The sequence below is a fragment of the Sulfurospirillum deleyianum DSM 6946 genome, from assembly GCF_000024885.1.
Taxonomy (GTDB): domain Bacteria; phylum Campylobacterota; class Campylobacteria; order Campylobacterales; family Sulfurospirillaceae; genus Sulfurospirillum; species Sulfurospirillum deleyianum.
Genome location: NC_013512.1, coordinates 875,965 through 892,787, shown reverse-complemented (window position 1 = coordinate 892,787; position 16,823 = coordinate 875,965). Strand labels below are relative to the sequence as shown.

Genomic DNA, 16,823 nt, shown 5'->3' with positions numbered 1-16,823 from the left:
AAAACACCAGTTATATTATAAAGTAATTGTTGCTATATTTTTTTCTTTTTGCTACAATTACATTTAGCAACAATATCCACATCAAAGTCGACACACATAGTGTATTTAAACGTTATTTTATAGAGTCTCGGATTTGTTGCTCCTTTTTTCATACACGACCACCCACACAGAACCCGGCCCCATAACTATTCTTCTCCCCAACCCCACAAGCCAACGCAACAAACGCCAACTTCTGACTCACCTCATCTTCATTAGGCACAATCCTAAATTTATTGCCAAAAAAGCGGATGGATTTGCCTTCTTTGGTGATGAGGATATTTTGGGGGACTTTGTTTTTGATTTCGATGAGTTGGATGAAATTTTGGTTTACATGTAAAGACTCCCCGAAGAAGCTTTGGTATTTTTTTTCGGCGTTTTCGTGGAGTTGACGTTGGAGTTGGACGATGTCGCCGCTTTCGTTCATGGTCCAGTATTTGCCGTTGCTTACCGAGACGATGACGGGGGTGGCGCTGTAGAGTTCGGTGATGAAAAACTGGGAAATGGTTTTTTTATGAGCTTCGACGACAAGGAGATTTTCATTGTTGATGTTTTGGCGCAGCGAAGTTGAAAGTGTGTCGATGAGCGTTTCATCGAGGGAGCGAATGGTAAAGGGGTACGTTTCACCGCCTCGGTAAGCTTTCTTTTGAATGTCCTCGTCTTTGGGCTTAAAGCCGCTAAAAACGTAATATTTGAAGCCCTCTTTTTGGTGGACTTCGCCTTCTCCTTCTTGGTACATGCTAAAGCTGATGTATTTGGAAAGCGCCTCAAAACTACGCTCAAAAGCCATCTCTTTTTTCAAATATGCTACGCATCTCAGTTCAAAATATCTCATCCATCATCCTTATTTTTAAGATTAAATAATCTTACTACAAATTTATTATTATGTGATGAAATATTTCAAATCGAAAGATTTTTTTGCTACTATTCTTAAAAACTAAAGAGAAAAATATGAGCCTTAAAAAAACCAATGCGGCGCGGTTTTTAGATACCTTGAAACTACCCTATGAGATGAGTTCGTACGAAGTGGACGAAGAAGATTTGAGTGCGGTGCATGCGGCACAATCACTTGGTGTGGCACCGGAATGTGTTTTTAAGACGTTGGTGGCACGAGATGAGGCAAAGCGAATTTTAGTCGCATGTATTCCAGCTATTGAAGAGATAGACCTTAAAGCCTTAGCTCGTGTTGCCAATGCCAAACGGTGTGAGTTGGTGGCGGTCAAGGAGCTTTTAGCGCTTACAGGATACATCAGGGGTGGTTGTTCACCCTTAGCGATGAAAAAACACTACCCAACCTTCATCGACGCATCCGTCTTAGCGCATGAAAAAATCTATGTCAGTGCAGGGCTTCGAGGAGTACAACTCAACCTCTCCCCTTCTGTGCTTATAAAAGCGACCCACGCCATCTGTGAACCACTCGTAAAATAAAGCGTATACAACGCATTTATCACGTTTGTTTGTTACAATACATTTATCTATATTGGGAGTACTCAATGTTCGAAGAGGTGGCTTTTTTTCAAAGCGTGGAAGATTTACATGTAACGCTTCAATCAGGCTCGTATCTTCTTCTGGTTGCTGAAAAAACAGTACTTCCTTCAGATTTTTTTGATAAAAATAGACGCTGTGTCGGTGCTGCTTTTCCTTACATTTTATATGGGGAACACGCTTATGCAGAAGGCATCATCGCTGCAAAGCTTTCTTTGCATACCAACATCCATGTTGTTTGTATGGAACATTTAGAAAAAAGCATTTTACCCCCACAAAGCCATTCTGTTTTAACCTTAATTGAGAGTAATTCAACGCATACTGATCTTTTCTTAGAGACACTTTATTCCTTACTCCCCGAAAAGGCGAAACTCATTGGTGCGGCAGGGAAAAACCTCTTTATGCACGACACGCAAATCTGTACAACCGCTTATTGTCAGTCAGATAAAGCGATTATTCTCTCTTCTCATTTGCCTATTGGACTAGGTGTTAAACACGGCTGGAAAGCACTTATCTCTCCTTTTATTGCTACACGCTGTCAAGGAAATATCGTCGAAAAAATCAATTTTCAAGATGCCTACCCTGTTTATAAAAACGCCATCGAAAAAAATACACTTTTGCGCTTTAAAGAGATGGATTTTGCCAAAATCGCCCAACAACACCCCTTAGGCATTGTGCGTTATCATAAAGATTTTATTGTACGAGAACCACTCAAAACAGATGGTCAGAGCCTGACCTTAGCTGGAAGTTTAGATGAAAATTCAGTTTTAAATATTCTTGAAGGGAACAAAGATGAACTCATCGAGGCAGGAGAAGAAGCCGCACAAATTGCGCTCAATCACTTTCAAGGCGAAACGCCCTCTTCTGTTTTGTTGATTAGTTGTTACTCTCGTTTTCTCTTTTTAGAAGATGCCTTTGAAACCGAGATGAAAGCCATCGCATCCCTCTATCCACCCCACATTCCTTTCTGGGGCATGTTAAGTTTAGGGGAACTTGCCAATGACAATCAAGAAGGCATCGCCTTTTACAACAATACCTGTGTCGTTGGAGTTTTACCATGACCCATTTAAACCAACAACTGCTCATTGCGTATGAGTGTGTCAGTGCCATTGGTATCTCTTTGCAGCTTGAGGAGATGATGGCACATTTTTTAAAAGTCTTTTCACGAAAAACAGGCGCTTTAGCAGCTATTTACTGGAAAGCTGAAGGAAAAGAAAGCTATAAAAATGGCTGTTTTTATGGTAAAAAAGCTTTTGTGCCACTTTTTCCACATCCCTCTTTAAAAATGAAAGATGGAACCATTCTTGATGTGCCCCATAACAAAAAACATCTTTTACATGTAAAGATTGCGGAGGACTGGATTGTTTTTTTATTTGATGCGCCTAAAGAGGAGATAGAGCTTGTCAAAGCGATTATTACCTCCTTTAATGCCAAACTTGAAAATGCCATCCGTGCGTGTAAAAACCACCTTGAACTTATCACCATCAATCAAACACTTGAAAAACGGGTCGAAGAAGAGGTGCATAAAAACAGGGAAAAAGATAAACATATCCTCCACCAATCACGCCTTGCGCAGATGGGAGAGATGATTAGTATGATAGCCCATCAATGGAGACAGCCTTTAGGTTCCATCTCAACGATTGCCGCATCTATCCGCCTTAAAATCGCACTGAACCGTTTAGAGTGGAATACGGAGGAGGAGCGAACAAGAAGCACCCTCTTTTTAGAAGACTCCATGGAGCGCATTGAATCGTATGTGAAGTTTCTCACGCATACCATTGATGATTTTCGTAACTTTTTCAAACCTAACAAACAAAAAGAGAGCGTCACTCTTCCGCAACTCATCTCTAAAACCCTTGAAATTATCGGTAAAGCTTTAGAGATTAATGGCATCACTCTCAACGTCCAAACCTATGAAAATGAGCCTGTTTTTACCTATACCAACGAAGTGACCCAAGTCATTTTAAATATTCTAAAAAATGCCGAAGATGTGCTTAAAGAGCGAAAAATTGAAGAACCTCACATTGATATTCGTATCCAAAAAGAGGAAGAGTGGGAAACCATTCTCATTGAGGATAACGCAGGGGGCATTTCGCCTGAAATTTTGGAGCATATTTTTGAACCCTATTTTTCAACTAAAAGTGAAAAGAATGGTTCAGGACTCGGTCTTTACATGTCAAAGATTATTATAGAGGAGCATTGCAAAGGAGAAATACTGGTAAAAAATGGTACGATGGGAGCACAATTTATCATCAAACTTCATGGAGCATCACACCCCGATGAATCTCGCTGAATTGATTAAACATACGGCTTCTTTGAATGTTTTATATGTCGAAGACGATCTGACATTGCGTGAAAACACCGTTGCTCTTTTAAAAGATTTTTTCGCCACCGTCCATGAAGCCAATAACGGAATAGAAGCGCTTGAGCGATACAAAGCCTCACCTTCTAGCTATGACATTCTCATTACCGACCTCAATATGCCTCATATGAATGGTATTGAGCTGATTAAGTATATTAAAGCTATTCAGCCTAAGCAGGTGATTATTGTCGTCTCTGCACACAATGAAACCGAATATTTTTTAGAAAGTATTCGCAACAATGTCAATGGCTATCTCCTAAAACCCATCGACTTTGAACAACTCATCGACACACTTTATAGTACAGCCCTTTTAGTCGAAGAGCATAAAAAAGAGCGCTTACAACAAGCACAATTGGATCAAAAACTCTTTAAACAACACCAAATTATACAAGAATTTTTAAGTATCGATCCGATTACACAACTGGAGAATGCTTCTGTTCTCTATGAATCCTTAGCGCATTACACCAAACCCCATCCTCTCACGCTCATGCTCTACAACATTGATGATTTTAGCTTGATTAACCAAATGTACGGCAGTGAATTTGCCGATGAGATTCTCAAAAAAGTGGGAGAATACCTCCACTTTAACCTCCCTGAGGATGCTTATTTGTATCGCTATAATTCGGATGAATTTGTCATAGTGTTTGACCCACAACTTAACACTCCAGAGGCTTTTGCCATTCAGCTTCAAGCTTTTTTCAGAGAAACGCCTCTTTGTGAATACAACGATAAACCCATTTATCTCACACTCTCATGCGGAATTGCAACCTCAAGCGATGCTACGGTACTGCTCTCTAATGCTAGAACAGCCCTGAGAGAAACTCGCCTCAAAGGCGTTCCTAACCAGTTTAGCATCTACAATACCGAAAACAGTGCTCTGAAAAAATCTGAAACCGATAACCAATGGATTCAAAAGTTGCGTATTGCCTTAGAAGAAGACCGTTTAATTCCCTATTTTCAACCTATTGTCGATACGAAAACCCAACAGCTTGAAAAATACGAATGCCTCGCACGCATTGAAGAATACGAAGAGATTATCGCACCTGCTCGTTTTTTGGAAGCAGCTCGCCGTAGTGGACTGATGGAAAATATGACCCGTATGATGCTGCATAAAGTTTTTAAAACCTTTGCGCGAACACCGATGCATTTTTCACTGAACCTCACCCATGAGGACATTCTTTCTGACTCTTTTATTGATTTTCTTCGTGCCAAACAAGAACTCTATGCGATTCATCCAAGCTGTGTCACGTTTGAAATTTTAGAAAATATTATCCTTTTAGAAACAGATACCAAAGCGATGAACACCTTACACCGCTTAAAAGAAATGGGCTACTCTCTTGCATTGGATGATTTTGGGAGTGAACGCTCTAACTTTAGCCGTCTCAACGCTTTAGGAATAGATTTTTTAAAGATTGATGGGCAATTTATTTTGGGGATTGATCATAACAGCAACAATCAAAATATTGTCCATTCCATCACCAAAATGGCGCACAATATGAACATCAAAGTCGTTGCAGAATTTGTCTCTACTCAAGCTGAGTTTGAGATGGTTAAACATTTAGGTGTGGATTATGCGCAAGGCTATTTTATAGGTATGCCTAGAGCTATCGTACATTAAATCGTGACAACGTTAAGTTTATAGCCTCTGTTTTTTAAATTCACAATGCTATCTTCATAACCTAACTTATCCCGAACCCGTTTAACGAGTGCTCGAAGGGTTGAGCTATTGACATCTTCCATCCCCCAAATTTCCTCTGAAAGCTGTTCATTTCTCACAAAATGATTCCGATGCTTCACTAAAATAAAAAGAAGTTTCTCTTCTTTTGCAGTCAATTCTTGCACAATACCTTTTACATGTAACGTATACTCTTCCATATCAAAGAGAACATCTTGATGCAAAATAACCTTTTTTTCAATAGGTCGTACTTCCCCCTCTTTTTGCTGTTTTAAGAGTGCGGTTACCTTAAAAAGGGTATTGATAAGCAACTGAGAATCAAAAGGTTTGGTTAAAAAACAAAAAATCCCTAAATCAATACTTTTGAGAAAATAATCCACTTCTTTATACGCAGAGATGACAATGACCATTTGAGAGGGATGTTGCTTCTTGATTTTTTCAACCAAAGAGAGCCCATTTTGATGCGGTAGTTCGATATCGGTCATCACCAAATCAAAGCTCTTTTTTTGATAATTTTCATACGCTTTTTCCGCACAATCATACGCTTCAATCTCATCAAAAAAATCTGATAAAAACGTCACCAACTCTTCTCTTAAGCTATGGTCATCTTCTACGAGCAATAATGTTAGGACAGGATGCACATCATTTCCTTATCAATGCTTTTGGAAAAAGTATAGCAAAAAGCGTCTAAAACCAATACAAAGGAACGGCTTGTTATAATCATTTTTTAACTTAATTAAAAAGGTTTCAACCCATGAGCAAACTCAAAACATACGACTATACGCAAGAGCAACTCTTAGCGTTTCAATATGCCATCATCAAAACTGAAAAGGGTGACATTGTCATTAAACTCAATCCTGAAGAGACCCCTATTGCCGTAGCAAACTTTGCAACCCTTGCCAATGATAAATTCTACGATGGTCTTATTTTTCACCGTGTGATTAAAAACTTTATGGCACAAGGTGGATGTCCAAGTGGTAGAGGTACTGGAGGACCAGGTTGGAATATCGCATGCGAATGCCATGGTCAAAAAAGCAAACACAAACGAGGAAGCCTCTCTATGGCACACGCTGGTCCAAACACAGGTGGAAGTCAGTTCTTTATCTGCTTTGTAGACTGCCCTCACCTAGATGGCGTTCACACCGTTTTTGGAGCGATTGACAAAGACGATAAAGAGAGCTTTAAAGTCCTTGATAGCATCACTCAAAACGATAAAATGCTTACCATCGAAATCAAACATACACTTTAATTTTGTTTACATGTAAAGTTTTCATACTTTACATGTAACGTTTTTTCCTAACGTATCTTTCAAAAGGAACTTTGATATATGATTGCACGTATTAACGCACTTTTCCCTTTATGGGCGATTTTATTTTCCCTTGCTGCTTACTTTCAACCGCATATCTTTACACCCATGAAAAGCAATATCACTCCCTTACTCGTTGCAATTATGTTTTTTATGGGCGTCACCTTGCGTTTGGAAGATTTTGCACGGGTTTTTAAAACGCCAAAACCTATTCTACTCACCATAGCGCTTCAATTTTTCATCATGCCTTTGAGTGCTTTTTTCATTGCTAAACTCTTTGGTTTCTCAACGCCTATGCTTGTGGGTATGGTGCTAGTTGGAGCCGTATCTGGGGGAACAGCTTCAAATGTTATTACCTATTTAGCCAAAGGAGATGTCGCACTTTCCATTACAATGACACTCTCTTCAACACTGCTGTCTGTGGTGGCAACGCCTTTTTTAACATGGATGTATGTGGGGCAAAGCGTTCCTGTCCCCACTTCTGATATGCTCTTAAGCATTCTATGGATGGTGATTATTCCTGTTGTTTTAGGCGTTGTTGTCAATCGCTTTTTACAAAAGCTTATTGAACGTTATGAAGCATTTTTGGCGACTTTTTCGATGTTTGCTATTGTCATGATTATTGCGATTGTTGTCTCTTTAAACCAAGAGCGCATCGCAACGATTGGCTTTTTAAGTATTCTAGCGGTTATCTTACACAATAGCACAGGACTTTTAAGCGGTTATCTCATTTCAAAAAAGTTGGGGTATTCTCACAAGATTTGTAAAACCATTGCCATTGAAGTCGGGATGCAAAACTCAGGTCTTGCCGTTGCTCTTGCAATGAAATATTTCACGCCTCTTAGTGCGCTTGCAGGCGCCCTCTTTAGTGTCTGGCACAATATCTCAGGCGCACTGCTTGCTGGGTATTGGGCACACGAAAAAAAAGAGTAAAACGAAGCGGTGCATAAGATTTTATGCACCGTTTTAAACATTGGTTGAGAGTTTTCCTACCACTTTTCCTAACACATTCACATCTTCTGCTTGCATCACTTCAGGGGCATACGCTTCATTATCAGAGACCAACGCTACCGTACCATTGGCGTGTACATGTAACCGCTTAATAAAAAGCCCCGCAGGCGTTGAAACGACATAAATACCCGCTTTTCGTGCATTGGTATACTCTTTATGAATAAACACAACATCGCCACTAAAAAGGGTTGGCTCCATCGAATCGCCTAAAACATTAATCGCTTGAATATGTTTAATCATCCCAAGACCGCCTAGTTTTTGGACAATCTCTTCATCCAAATACATCATCTCGCCCTCTTCTTCTTCATTCAGGGCACCTCCACCTGCGGAGGCATAGATGTCTCTAAAATAGTGCACTCTAGCAAACTTATCGGTTTGGGCTTGTAAACTCTCAACAAATTGATCAAACAAAAGCCAATTAATCGAAATTTTACGTTTTGCACAAAACTCTAAAATCTCTTTATAGGGAAGTTTTGCGCGGTTTTTCATCGTAGCAAGGGTGAGTTGATTAATTCCCAAAGCTTCGGCTACATCTTTATCAAACACTTTTCTCTCACCTAACTCTTCAGAGAGAATATCTTTGATTTTTTGCAAAACATTTAAAATATCTGGCATTTTTCGCTCCTAATATTTCATTTTGAAATAAAATTATAGCATAAAAAATATTTTCATTACACTATGGAAAATTTATAAAAAGAGGTGTGCGATGAAAAGTTTAATATGTACCCTAAGTGAAACCAAAAAAGTCTACGATGAATTAATGAGTCGTTTTGAGCAAAAGATGCTTATCATTAGCAATAAAATTTTTTAAATCTAAACGTATCAAAGGTAAAGAAGCGCCTTAGCGCTTCTTCTTTGTAGCTTTTTGAAAGTAAAACCAAATAAGCCCTAAAATAGAGAAAAGAATCACGGGTGCCATAAAAGTGTTGTCTGAAAAATACGCCGCAATACGCATCAAAAGCTCCCCAGCGACATAACTTCCCCATCCTAAAAGAATGGCCCACACAATAGCAGAAAGGGTATTTAAAAGATGAAACTTTGTCTGTGGATATTTGGTTAAACCAATCGTAATAGGTACCAAAGTTTTCAATCCATAAATAAACTTTTGAATAAAAATAATTTTATCGCCATAGCGTCGCATCAAAATATGACTCAACGCTAATTTTCGACGATGTGCTTTAATATATGGCATAAACGCTCTTTTATTGTAACGCCCCATATAAAATAAAAATGAACTTCCAACACTATTGGCAGTGGCAGCAACTAAAATCGACGTTGTCAAATCCATCTTCCCTGCGTAAGAGAGAACCCCTGCTGCAATAATCGCAATCATTCCTCCTCCAAAGGAGTAAAGAAATAAAATAATATACCCATACGTTGTAAGCGAACTTAAAATATCCTCCACAAAAATCCTTAATGACTGAGTTGTTGTATGCTTTTTAAAAACTCGTCAATCGCATAGGAAGCAAGTAACCCATCAGATTGAATAATTTGCTCTGGCATCACGTTGTTACCATAAAGCTCGATATTTTTATCATAGTCATGATTCATCACCGAACCATCAAATGAAACACCTACAAAAGCGCCTTGTGTTTTAGTATAGGTGTAGACTTCTGATGAAAAATCCACTTCACTGCCTCTTCCAGCGCTATCACCCGCAGGGCCTGCGGCAACGGAGGCATCAACACCAAGGGTCATTTTATTATTGGCAAGTTTTTTAACAATATCACGGCTTTTGAAAAGCATTAAAATATCTTTTTTCTCAACACCAACTTGAAAACCAAGCCCTGCTCCACCAAGCTTCACAAAAAATGGGTAACTCCATGTTCCATCACTGCGTTTTACCACCATAACCCCATTGCCTGTTTTGCCACCTAAAAAGAGACTAATCTCAATCGTCGCAGGAAAAACCGCAATCGCTTGAGTATTGGCTAAAACACGTGGAGGAATTTTAATTTTCGAATCACGCATCATATTTTTAATCACATTCGACGCATCCAACACGGTCTCTTCCGCAGAACCATAAAGGCTACTTAATAGACTAAAACTCATCAAAAGACTTATCCAAAATTTTTTCATTTTCTCTCCTTCATTACGATAACTGTTTATAAGTAAAAAAAGCACCCTCTTCACGCATCAATGATTCTTGTGTACCTGATTCTAAAATCTTCCCTTTTTCAAGCACATAGATATAATCTGCTTTTTTTATGGTGCTAAGCCTATGCGCAATAATAATGGTCGTTTTCTCTTCCAAATACGCCTCAAGTTCATGAAAAAGCTTTGCTTCGGTATGCACATCTAACGCCGATGTGGATTCGTCCAAAACGACGACATTTGGGTTTTGAAGTACCATCCGTGCGATACTCAAACGTTGTCTCTGTCCGCCTGAGAGTTTAATGCCATGTTTACCTATTTGTGTATTTAACCCCTCGGGCAATTCATCCACAAAACTCTCGAGCTGAGCGATACGTAACGCCTCTTGAATCAGCGTTTTATCTGTTTTTTCATCTATCATCAAATTTTGAGCCAAAGAAGCATTAAAAAGTTGAGGATTTTGAAGCACTAAAAAAACATGCTCACGCATCACATCCAAGCCAATCTCTTTGCTCGAAATCCCATCCACCAAAATCTCACCCTCTTCAAGAGGATAGAGTCCTACTAGAAGATGTGCTAGTGTCGTCTTTCCACTCCCACTCGCTCCAATAATGGCAATTTTTGAGCCTTTTGGAATCGACATATCCACCGATTCTAAAATCTTTTTTTGCCCATCGTAACTAAAACTCACCCCTTTGATATCTATCGCATTGGTGCTTGTATTTAAAAAAGGATTCTTTACATGTAATCCTCTCTCCTCTTTTTTAAGCTCTAAAATATGATTGATACGCTCCAGTGCTTTTTGGGCATTATGATACGAATATTGAATGTTTAAAATATCTTGAATCGGAGGCATCATCACCCAAAGATAGCCAAAAATTGCCAACATCAATCCAATACTTAAATCACTGTAAGCCACCACAAAAATGCTCGCTGCCCTAAAAAGCTCAAAACCTGAGAGGAAAATCAAGAAAGAGAGACGATTGGCACCATCACTTTTATAGCCAAAAATAATCGAGCTCTCTTTAATTGCAAGTGCTTTTTCTTGTACTCTATCAAAAAAAAGTTTTTCTTTATTGGTCGCACGAATTTGAACAAACATCTCTAAGGCTTCTAAGAGAGATTCTTGAAAAAGCTCAAACGCACTGTTTTGCTCTTTTTTAAGTTTTGCAACCTTTTTTGCCATTTTTGTTGTAATTAAAATCACAATCGGATTGAGGATTAAAATAAAAAGGGCTAACGGCCAATGAATCATCAGAAGAACTGCACCTACACCCAAAATCGTTAAAACAGAGATAATCAAACGGCTGACAAAAACACCTAAGAAATTATCGATTGTTTCTACATCTGTTACCATAAGAGACGCTACTTTACCTGAACCAAAAAACTCAAACTGATTCATCGCAACGTGACTGAGGTGTTTTAAAATATCCTCACGCATTTTAAAAGCAATATTTTTCGAGACAATCGTAAAAAGTTTTGTTTGCCAATAGTTCAAAACAAAAAATAAAAACCGTAAAAAAACAACAATCACTAAAGCAATGAGAATGTAAACATACGCAGGAGTTTCATACCCTAAAATACCATCCACACTTTGCGTAAAAAACCCTCTTTTCTCCAGTAAAACTTCATCAACCAGCATTGGCATCAGCAAAGGCACAGGAGTGTGAATCACCACCGCTAAAAAAGCAATCACATTAGCAAGTAAAAGCTCTTTTTTGTACTGTGTTAACTCATCAAAAAGGGTTTTAAAGGAGTAGAGTCTGTGCATGATTATTCCATTTAAAGAGGCAACATGTAGAGAAAATATCTCTACATGTAAAACGATTTAGCGAGCAAAATCGACCGCACGAAGCTCTCGAATGACATTCACTTTAATCTCACCAGGATACTGCACTTTACTCTCAATTTCCTGTGCAATTTCCTTAGCTAAAAGAACCGCTTCATCATCATTAATCAGCTTCGCATTGGCAATAACACGAATCTCACGACCCGCATTAATCGCATACACCTGCTTAATACCTTGTTTGTTTTTGGCGATATCTTCTATGTCTTGAACCCGTTTCAAGAAGCTTTCCAATACTTCTCGACGCGCACCTGGACGAGCAGCAGAGAGAGTGTCAGCCGCACACACAGCCGCAGATTCTACCGAGGTTGGCTCTTCGTGTCCGTGATGCGCAAAAATAGCATTGATGACTACATCGTGCTCTTTATAACGACGGCAAATCTCCGCACCCAAATCCACATGGCTTCCTGCAGTTTCATGGGTGAGTGCTTTACCAATGTCATGTAAGATACCAGCACGTCTTGCCAACAAGACGTCACCACCTGTTTCAGCCGCAATAATACCTGCTAGATGCGCCACTTCAAGAGAGTGTCCCAAAGCATTTTGACCATAACTCGCACGAAATTTCAAACGTCCAATAAGCTTAACTAATTCAGGATGCATTTTTGAAAGCCCTAAATCAATGATGATATTCTCACCCTCTTCAATCAATCCTTGGTCAAACTCCTCTTTGACTTTCTCATAAATACCTTCAATGCGTGCAGGTTGGATACGTCCATCTTGTACCAAAAGCTCAATCACTTTCGTTGCAATCGCACGACGGTAGAGGTTAAAACTACTTAAAATAATCGCATTTGGTGTATCATCAATGATAATATCTACTCCTAAAAGCATCTCTAAGGTCTTAATGTTTCGACCCTCTTTACCAATAATGCGCCCTTTCAGTTCATCATCTTTAATATTGACCACATTAATCAAACGCTCTGCCGCAAACTCGCCTGCAAAACGGGTGGTTGCTTGGGCTAAGATGTAATTCACACGACGTTTAATATCTTGCTTTGCCTCTTCTTCAAGGCGTCTTACCGTATGAGCAATTTCAGCACGTGATTGTTCTTCCACTTTAGCTAAAACAATCTCTCGTGCTTCATGTTGTGTCAGCCCTGAAGAGCGCTCCAACACCAACAAAGCTTCATCTACTTTTGCTTTATACGTCTCTTTGAGATTTTTACTCTCTTCAAACAGTGCTGTGGCACTCTCTTGAAGTGTTTGAATCTCTTCTCTCTCCTTTGAAATTCTTTTCAATTCATCTTTGTAACCACGCTCTTTTTTCTCAAGTTCAAGTATCTTCTCTGAATGCTCTTTTTTAAGCGTAATTGTACGGTCTTCATATTTGCGCTTTGCCTCAAGCTCAGCTTCTTTAACTTTGATGTTACTGTTACTTAAAACCAACTCTGCTTCATGCTCAATGGCTTTCGCTTTCGCTCTTGCTTGTGCAATATGAATCTCATAGTTGGCAGACTCCATCTTTTTGGCGATAAAAAACCCCGCAACGCCGCTCACTACGGCGGCTCCTCCAACGGCTAATGACTCTAGTACCATTTTTCCCTCTTTTAATAATAGTTTTATATGGGGTTAAATAAATATCTGCTGCAATATCATGTGCTTCGGATAGAAGAGCTGGTGTCATACAAAACTCCCTTTGAACAAATGCTATTGGAGGTTTTGGCTTCAGTGATGCAAAAAAACGATCATACATCCCTTTTCCAAAACCAATTCTCTTAAGTGCTCCATCAACCCCGATGACGGGCACTATGGCTAAATTAATTTTTGGTTTAACAGCAAAGGAGTTTTTAGGCTCTTTGATATTAAAAGTCTTCTTTTCTAAAGGCAATCTCCATTGTACCATCTTGAAACTAATACCTTCCATAAATGGAACATAGACCCTGCATTTTCTACGTCTACACGTAGTAATAAGCGCATCGGTATTGACCTCTAAGGGCAGAGAAACATAGAGCAAAAGCGAGCGAACATTTGTGTGACAAATCAATGACAAAAGTGTTTTTTGCATCTTTTTGTCACGAAGATACGTATTTGAAACATGTATCAATTTTTCTTTAGCAAAGCGTCGAAATTCTGTTTTTGTTTCAAACTTAATTTTTTTCATTGTTGTCATTTTAAGCCTTCTTTGAATACAATCATAGCTATTTTACTATAAAACGAAGGATCGCAATGAAGTTTTGGCTTACCCTCTTTGTTTCATGTTCTATTCTATTTTTTCATGGATGTTCTTCCGATAAGAAAAGAAAAGAAGACGATAAAAATATCAGTTCTTCTCAAAGTGTTATAAGAGAGAGTGTCACACTTCAAGATGTCAATGGCAATGCTATTGTAGCGACACCCACCGAAAAAGGGTTTACCTTTTCAGGCTTTGAAAACAAGGTAGTCTTACTGAATTTTTTCACAACATGGTGTCCTCCTTGTAAAGCTGAGATTCCTCATCTCAATAACTTACAAGAGAAATATAAAGAAAATTTTGTCATTATCAGTGTCCTTTTGGAAGAGAATAAATCCAATGAAGAACTGCTAAGTTTTATCAAGTTTAACGCTATTAAGTATACGATTACCAATGGTTCAGGAAACTTTGCTTTAGCTCAAAGTGTGGGCGGTGTTAAAAATATTCCACTCATGTTCCTTTATGATAAAGCAGGGAACTACGCTACCCATTATGTTGGTGCCATCCCTGAAGAGATGATAGACGCTGACATTAAGAAAGTACTTTGATGTTTAGTTTTATTAAAAAAGGGCTCGATAAAACCCTGGGAGCCATCAAAGAGATTTTGCCTGAAAAAGTTGAGAAGATTGATAAAACCCTTTTAGAAGAAATTCTCATCGAATCTGATATTCCTTATGAGCTTGTGGAAGAAATTATTTACTACCTTCCTCCTTCTCAAACGGTTGCACGTGCAGATGTAAAACGTGTTCTTCAATCGTATTTTATGTACGAAAACACGCAAAAGGATACACCAACAAAACCATTTGTGGAATTGGTCATTGGTGTCAATGGTGCAGGAAAAACTACAACCATCGCAAAACTCGCACACATCTACAAAAAAGAGAATCAAAGTACTCTTTTAGGTGCTGCAGATACCTTTAGAGCAGCAGCCATTGAGCAGCTAAAAAGTTGGGCAGAGAAGATTGATGTGGGTATTGTTTACACGGCACAAGGGCATGACCCCTCTGCTGTTGCCTATGATACTATCAGCTCCGCACTGGCTAAAAAAATCGATCATGTGATTATTGATACGGCGGGAAGATTACACAATCAAGTGAATCTTTCCAATGAGCTTAAAAAAATTGTCCGTATTTGCGACAAAGCTCTTTTAGGTGCACCCCATCGTAAAATTTTAATTTTAGACGGTACACAGGGCAGTTCTGCCATTAATCAAGCCAAAGCTTTCCATGAGATGATTAGCATTGATGGAATTATTATTACCAAATTAGATGGGACGGCAAAAGGTGGTTCACTTTTTGGAATTGCCAAAGCATTACAACTGCCTATCTTATACGTGGGTGTGGGTGAAGGACGAGATGATTTAATTGCATTTAATCCTACGGATTACATTGACACTATTTTAGATTCTATTTTCACTCCAACAAATGGCTAAAAAACAGATTTTATTTGAGTGTCAAGCGTGCGGGCACCAGAGTGCAAAATGGCTTGGAAAATGTCCAAATTGTGGTGCATGGGATGAATATATAGAACTCTCTCAAAACCAAATCGAGGTTTTAAAAGAGATCAACTCCAAACCAACTTCCATTCAAGGTAATGCCATTCCTATCACTGAAGTGAGTTTTGAGCAAATTGAGCGTTACAGCTCGGGCGATAGCGAACTTGATTTAGTACTTGGTGGGGGCATTGTTCAAGGGAGTCTCACACTGATTGGAGGAAGCCCAGGCGTTGGTAAATCAACCCTGCTCCTTAAAATTGCGGGAAACTTAGCCCGTGAAGGTAAAAAAGTACTCTATGTCAGCGGGGAAGAGTCTTCTAGCCAAATCAAACTTCGAGCTAATCGTGTCGATAGCAATTATCCCACCCTCTATCTTCTCTCTGAAATCAGGCTGGATACTATCTTCAAAGAGCTTGAAAAACATGCCTTTGAAGTTTTGATTATTGACTCTATTCAAACCATTTACAGTGAAAAAATCTCCTCTGCCCCAGGCAGTGTCTCACAGGTGCGAGAGATAACTTTTGAGCTGATGCGTTTTGGTAAAGAGAAAAATATTGCTACGTTTATTATTGGGCACATTACCAAAGAAGGGTCTATCGCAGGACCTCGTGTACTTGAACATATGGTCGATACCGTCTTATACTTTGAGGGAGACTCTTCTAGGGAGCTTCGTCTGCTTCGTGGCTTTAAAAACCGTTTTGGAACGACCAGCGAAGTAGGTATTTTTGAGATGACCAAAGTAGGATTGGTGAGTGCCAAAGATATCTCTAAAAAATTCTTCACCAGAGGTAAAGCGCAAGCAGGTTCAGCGATTACCGTGACGATGGAAGGCAGCCGTCCCATTGTTTTGGAAGTACAAGCACTCGTAAGCGATAGTGGCTATCCCAACCCTAAACGCAGTGCCACGGGTTATGAGCTTAACCGCTTGACCATGCTTTTAGCACTATTGGAGCGTAAACTTGACCTTCCTTTTAACCAATACGATGTTTTTATTAACATCGCAGGAGGAATAAAAATCAGCGAAACATCGGCAGATTTAGCCATTATCGCTGCGATTATCAGTTCCTATCGCAACCGTCCTATCAGCAAAGATACGATTTTCATTGGTGAAGTCTCTTTGATTGGGGATGTACGTGATATTTATAACCTTGATATGCGACTCAAAGAAGCTAAATCACAACAGTTTGAAAAAGCTGTTATTCCCTCTTTACCTCTTGAAAATCTTTATGATTTGAAATGCTATGCGATTGATGAAGTCTCAAAATTAATCGAATGGATGTAAATTTTTCATCGCATTGAACGATATACCCTAAGATATACTATTTACATGTAAAGGATAA

General features: G+C 39.1%; 17 protein-coding genes. 9 read left to right on the top strand and 8 right to left on the bottom strand.

Annotated elements, in window-relative coordinates:
- Positions 1-148 precede the first annotated feature (148 nt).
- Entirely contained in the window at positions 149-871 is a 723-nt protein-coding gene (gene cas6 / locus SDEL_RS04580; protein WP_012856692.1) for a CRISPR-associated endoribonuclease Cas6, read from the bottom strand.
- 116 nt (positions 872-987) lie between these two features.
- On the opposite strand from cas6, the gene ybaK reads away from it, so the two are divergent.
- The 4 genes from ybaK to SDEL_RS04560 all read left to right on the top strand — a co-directional run bounded on the left by ybaK (position 988) and on the right by SDEL_RS04560 (position 5,501).
- The gene (ybaK, locus tag SDEL_RS04575; RefSeq protein ID WP_012856691.1) at positions 988-1,464 is read left to right on the top strand and encodes a Cys-tRNA(Pro) deacylase; all 477 of its coding nucleotides are present in this window, start codon (positions 988-990) and stop codon (positions 1,462-1,464) included.
- 65 nt (positions 1,465-1,529) lie between these two features.
- Positions 1,530-2,582, top strand: coding sequence for an FIST signal transduction protein (locus tag SDEL_RS04570; RefSeq protein ID WP_012856690.1), 1,053 nt, complete (start codon positions 1,530-1,532; stop codon positions 2,580-2,582).
- Positions 2,579-3,814, top strand: coding sequence for a sensor histidine kinase (locus SDEL_RS04565; protein WP_012856689.1), 1,236 nt, complete (start codon positions 2,579-2,581; stop codon positions 3,812-3,814). The genes SDEL_RS04570 and SDEL_RS04565 overlap by 4 nt, the downstream gene beginning before the upstream one ends.
- On the top strand, positions 3,801-5,501 hold the full coding sequence (locus SDEL_RS04560) for a two-component system response regulator (RefSeq protein WP_012856688.1): 1,701 nt from the start codon (positions 3,801-3,803) through the stop codon (positions 5,499-5,501). The genes SDEL_RS04565 and SDEL_RS04560 overlap by 14 nt, the downstream gene beginning before the upstream one ends.
- On the opposite strand, the gene SDEL_RS04555 is transcribed toward SDEL_RS04560, so the two are convergent.
- A complete protein-coding gene (locus tag SDEL_RS04555) occupies positions 5,498-6,199 on the bottom strand; it encodes a response regulator transcription factor (protein ID WP_012856687.1) in 702 nt (233 codons plus the stop codon). The genes SDEL_RS04560 and SDEL_RS04555 overlap by 4 nt on opposite strands.
- 113 nt (positions 6,200-6,312) lie before the next feature.
- On the opposite strand from SDEL_RS04555, the gene SDEL_RS04550 reads away from it, so the two are divergent.
- Both SDEL_RS04550 and SDEL_RS04545 read left to right on the top strand, forming a co-directional pair.
- Positions 6,313-6,807: a peptidylprolyl isomerase gene (locus SDEL_RS04550; RefSeq protein ID WP_012856686.1), complete on the top strand. Its 495-nt coding sequence runs from the start codon at positions 6,313-6,315 to the stop codon at positions 6,805-6,807.
- A gap of 78 nt (positions 6,808-6,885) precedes the next feature.
- Positions 6,886-7,797 carry a bile acid:sodium symporter family protein gene (locus tag SDEL_RS04545; protein WP_012856685.1) on the top strand — a complete coding sequence of 304 codons (912 nt, stop codon included), beginning with the start codon at positions 6,886-6,888 and terminating at the stop codon, positions 7,795-7,797.
- A gap of 33 nt (positions 7,798-7,830) precedes the next feature.
- On the opposite strand, the gene SDEL_RS04540 is transcribed toward SDEL_RS04545, so the two are convergent.
- The 6 genes from SDEL_RS04540 to SDEL_RS04515 form a co-directional block, all read right to left on the bottom strand.
- Complete coding sequence (locus SDEL_RS04540; RefSeq protein WP_012856684.1) at positions 7,831-8,490, bottom strand: LexA family transcriptional regulator; 660 nt, start codon at positions 8,488-8,490, stop codon at positions 7,831-7,833.
- A 226-nt stretch (positions 8,491-8,716) separates the two neighbouring features.
- Positions 8,717-9,280 carry a DedA family protein gene (locus SDEL_RS04535; RefSeq protein ID WP_012856682.1) on the bottom strand — a complete coding sequence of 188 codons (564 nt, stop codon included), beginning with the start codon at positions 9,278-9,280 and terminating at the stop codon, positions 8,717-8,719.
- Positions 9,281-9,288: 8 nt separating this feature from the next.
- Entirely contained in the window at positions 9,289-9,954 is a 666-nt protein-coding gene (locus tag SDEL_RS04530; protein WP_012856681.1) for a lipid-binding SYLF domain-containing protein, read from the bottom strand.
- A 13-nt stretch (positions 9,955-9,967) separates the two neighbouring features.
- Positions 9,968-11,740, bottom strand: a complete 1,773-nt coding sequence (locus SDEL_RS04525) for an ABC transporter ATP-binding protein (protein WP_012856680.1) — start codon at positions 11,738-11,740, stop codon at positions 9,968-9,970.
- A 57-nt stretch (positions 11,741-11,797) separates the two neighbouring features.
- Entirely contained in the window at positions 11,798-13,354 is a 1,557-nt protein-coding gene (gene rny / locus SDEL_RS04520; RefSeq protein ID WP_041666268.1) for a ribonuclease Y, read from the bottom strand.
- Positions 13,260-13,928 carry a 5-formyltetrahydrofolate cyclo-ligase gene (locus SDEL_RS04515; RefSeq protein WP_012856678.1) on the bottom strand — a complete coding sequence of 223 codons (669 nt, stop codon included), beginning with the start codon at positions 13,926-13,928 and terminating at the stop codon, positions 13,260-13,262. Before SDEL_RS04515 ends, rny begins: the two co-directional genes overlap by 95 nt.
- A gap of 56 nt (positions 13,929-13,984) precedes the next feature.
- Here SDEL_RS04515 and SDEL_RS04510 point away from each other — a divergent pair, with 56 nt between their 5' ends.
- The 3 genes from SDEL_RS04510 to radA are packed head-to-tail and all read left to right on the top strand — an operon-like array spanning position 13,985 to position 16,765.
- On the top strand, positions 13,985-14,536 hold the full coding sequence (locus tag SDEL_RS04510) for a TlpA family protein disulfide reductase (protein WP_012856677.1): 552 nt from the start codon (positions 13,985-13,987) through the stop codon (positions 14,534-14,536).
- Positions 14,536-15,420, top strand: a complete 885-nt coding sequence (gene ftsY / locus SDEL_RS04505) for a signal recognition particle-docking protein FtsY (RefSeq protein WP_012856676.1) — start codon at positions 14,536-14,538, stop codon at positions 15,418-15,420. Before SDEL_RS04510 ends, ftsY begins: the two co-directional genes overlap by 1 nt.
- Positions 15,413-16,765, top strand: coding sequence for a DNA repair protein RadA (radA, locus tag SDEL_RS04500; protein ID WP_012856675.1), 1,353 nt, complete (start codon positions 15,413-15,415; stop codon positions 16,763-16,765). Before ftsY ends, radA begins: the two co-directional genes overlap by 8 nt.
- The last annotated feature ends 58 nt before the right edge of the window (positions 16,766-16,823 follow it).

Excerpts from the sequence above, each read along its gene's own strand:
- cas6 (WP_012856692.1), bottom strand. The coding sequence starts at position 871 with ATGAGATATTTTGAACTGAGATGCGTAGCATATTTGAAAAAAGAGATG.
- ybaK (WP_012856691.1), top strand. The coding sequence starts at position 988 with ATGAGCCTTAAAAAAACCAATGCGGCGCGGTTTTTAGATACCTTGAAA.
- SDEL_RS04570 (WP_012856690.1), top strand. The coding sequence starts at position 1,530 with ATGTTCGAAGAGGTGGCTTTTTTTCAAAGCGTGGAAGATTTACATGTA.
- SDEL_RS04565 (WP_012856689.1), top strand. The coding sequence starts at position 2,579 with ATGACCCATTTAAACCAACAACTGCTCATTGCGTATGAGTGTGTCAGT.
- SDEL_RS04560 (WP_012856688.1), top strand. The coding sequence starts at position 3,801 with ATGAATCTCGCTGAATTGATTAAACATACGGCTTCTTTGAATGTTTTA.
- SDEL_RS04550 (WP_012856686.1), top strand. The coding sequence starts at position 6,313 with ATGAGCAAACTCAAAACATACGACTATACGCAAGAGCAACTCTTAGCG.
- SDEL_RS04545 (WP_012856685.1), top strand. The coding sequence starts at position 6,886 with ATGATTGCACGTATTAACGCACTTTTCCCTTTATGGGCGATTTTATTT.
- SDEL_RS04540 (WP_012856684.1), bottom strand. The coding sequence starts at position 8,490 with ATGCCAGATATTTTAAATGTTTTGCAAAAAATCAAAGATATTCTCTCT.
- SDEL_RS04530 (WP_012856681.1), bottom strand. The coding sequence starts at position 9,954 with ATGAAAAAATTTTGGATAAGTCTTTTGATGAGTTTTAGTCTATTAAGT.
- SDEL_RS04525 (WP_012856680.1), bottom strand. The coding sequence starts at position 11,740 with ATGCACAGACTCTACTCCTTTAAAACCCTTTTTGATGAGTTAACACAG.
- rny (WP_041666268.1), bottom strand. The coding sequence starts at position 13,354 with ATGGTACTAGAGTCATTAGCCGTTGGAGGAGCCGCCGTAGTGAGCGGC.
- SDEL_RS04515 (WP_012856678.1), bottom strand. The coding sequence starts at position 13,928 with ATGACAACAATGAAAAAAATTAAGTTTGAAACAAAAACAGAATTTCGA.
- SDEL_RS04510 (WP_012856677.1), top strand. The coding sequence starts at position 13,985 with ATGAAGTTTTGGCTTACCCTCTTTGTTTCATGTTCTATTCTATTTTTT.
- ftsY (WP_012856676.1), top strand. The coding sequence starts at position 14,536 with ATGTTTAGTTTTATTAAAAAAGGGCTCGATAAAACCCTGGGAGCCATC.
- radA (WP_012856675.1), top strand. The coding sequence starts at position 15,413 with ATGGCTAAAAAACAGATTTTATTTGAGTGTCAAGCGTGCGGGCACCAG.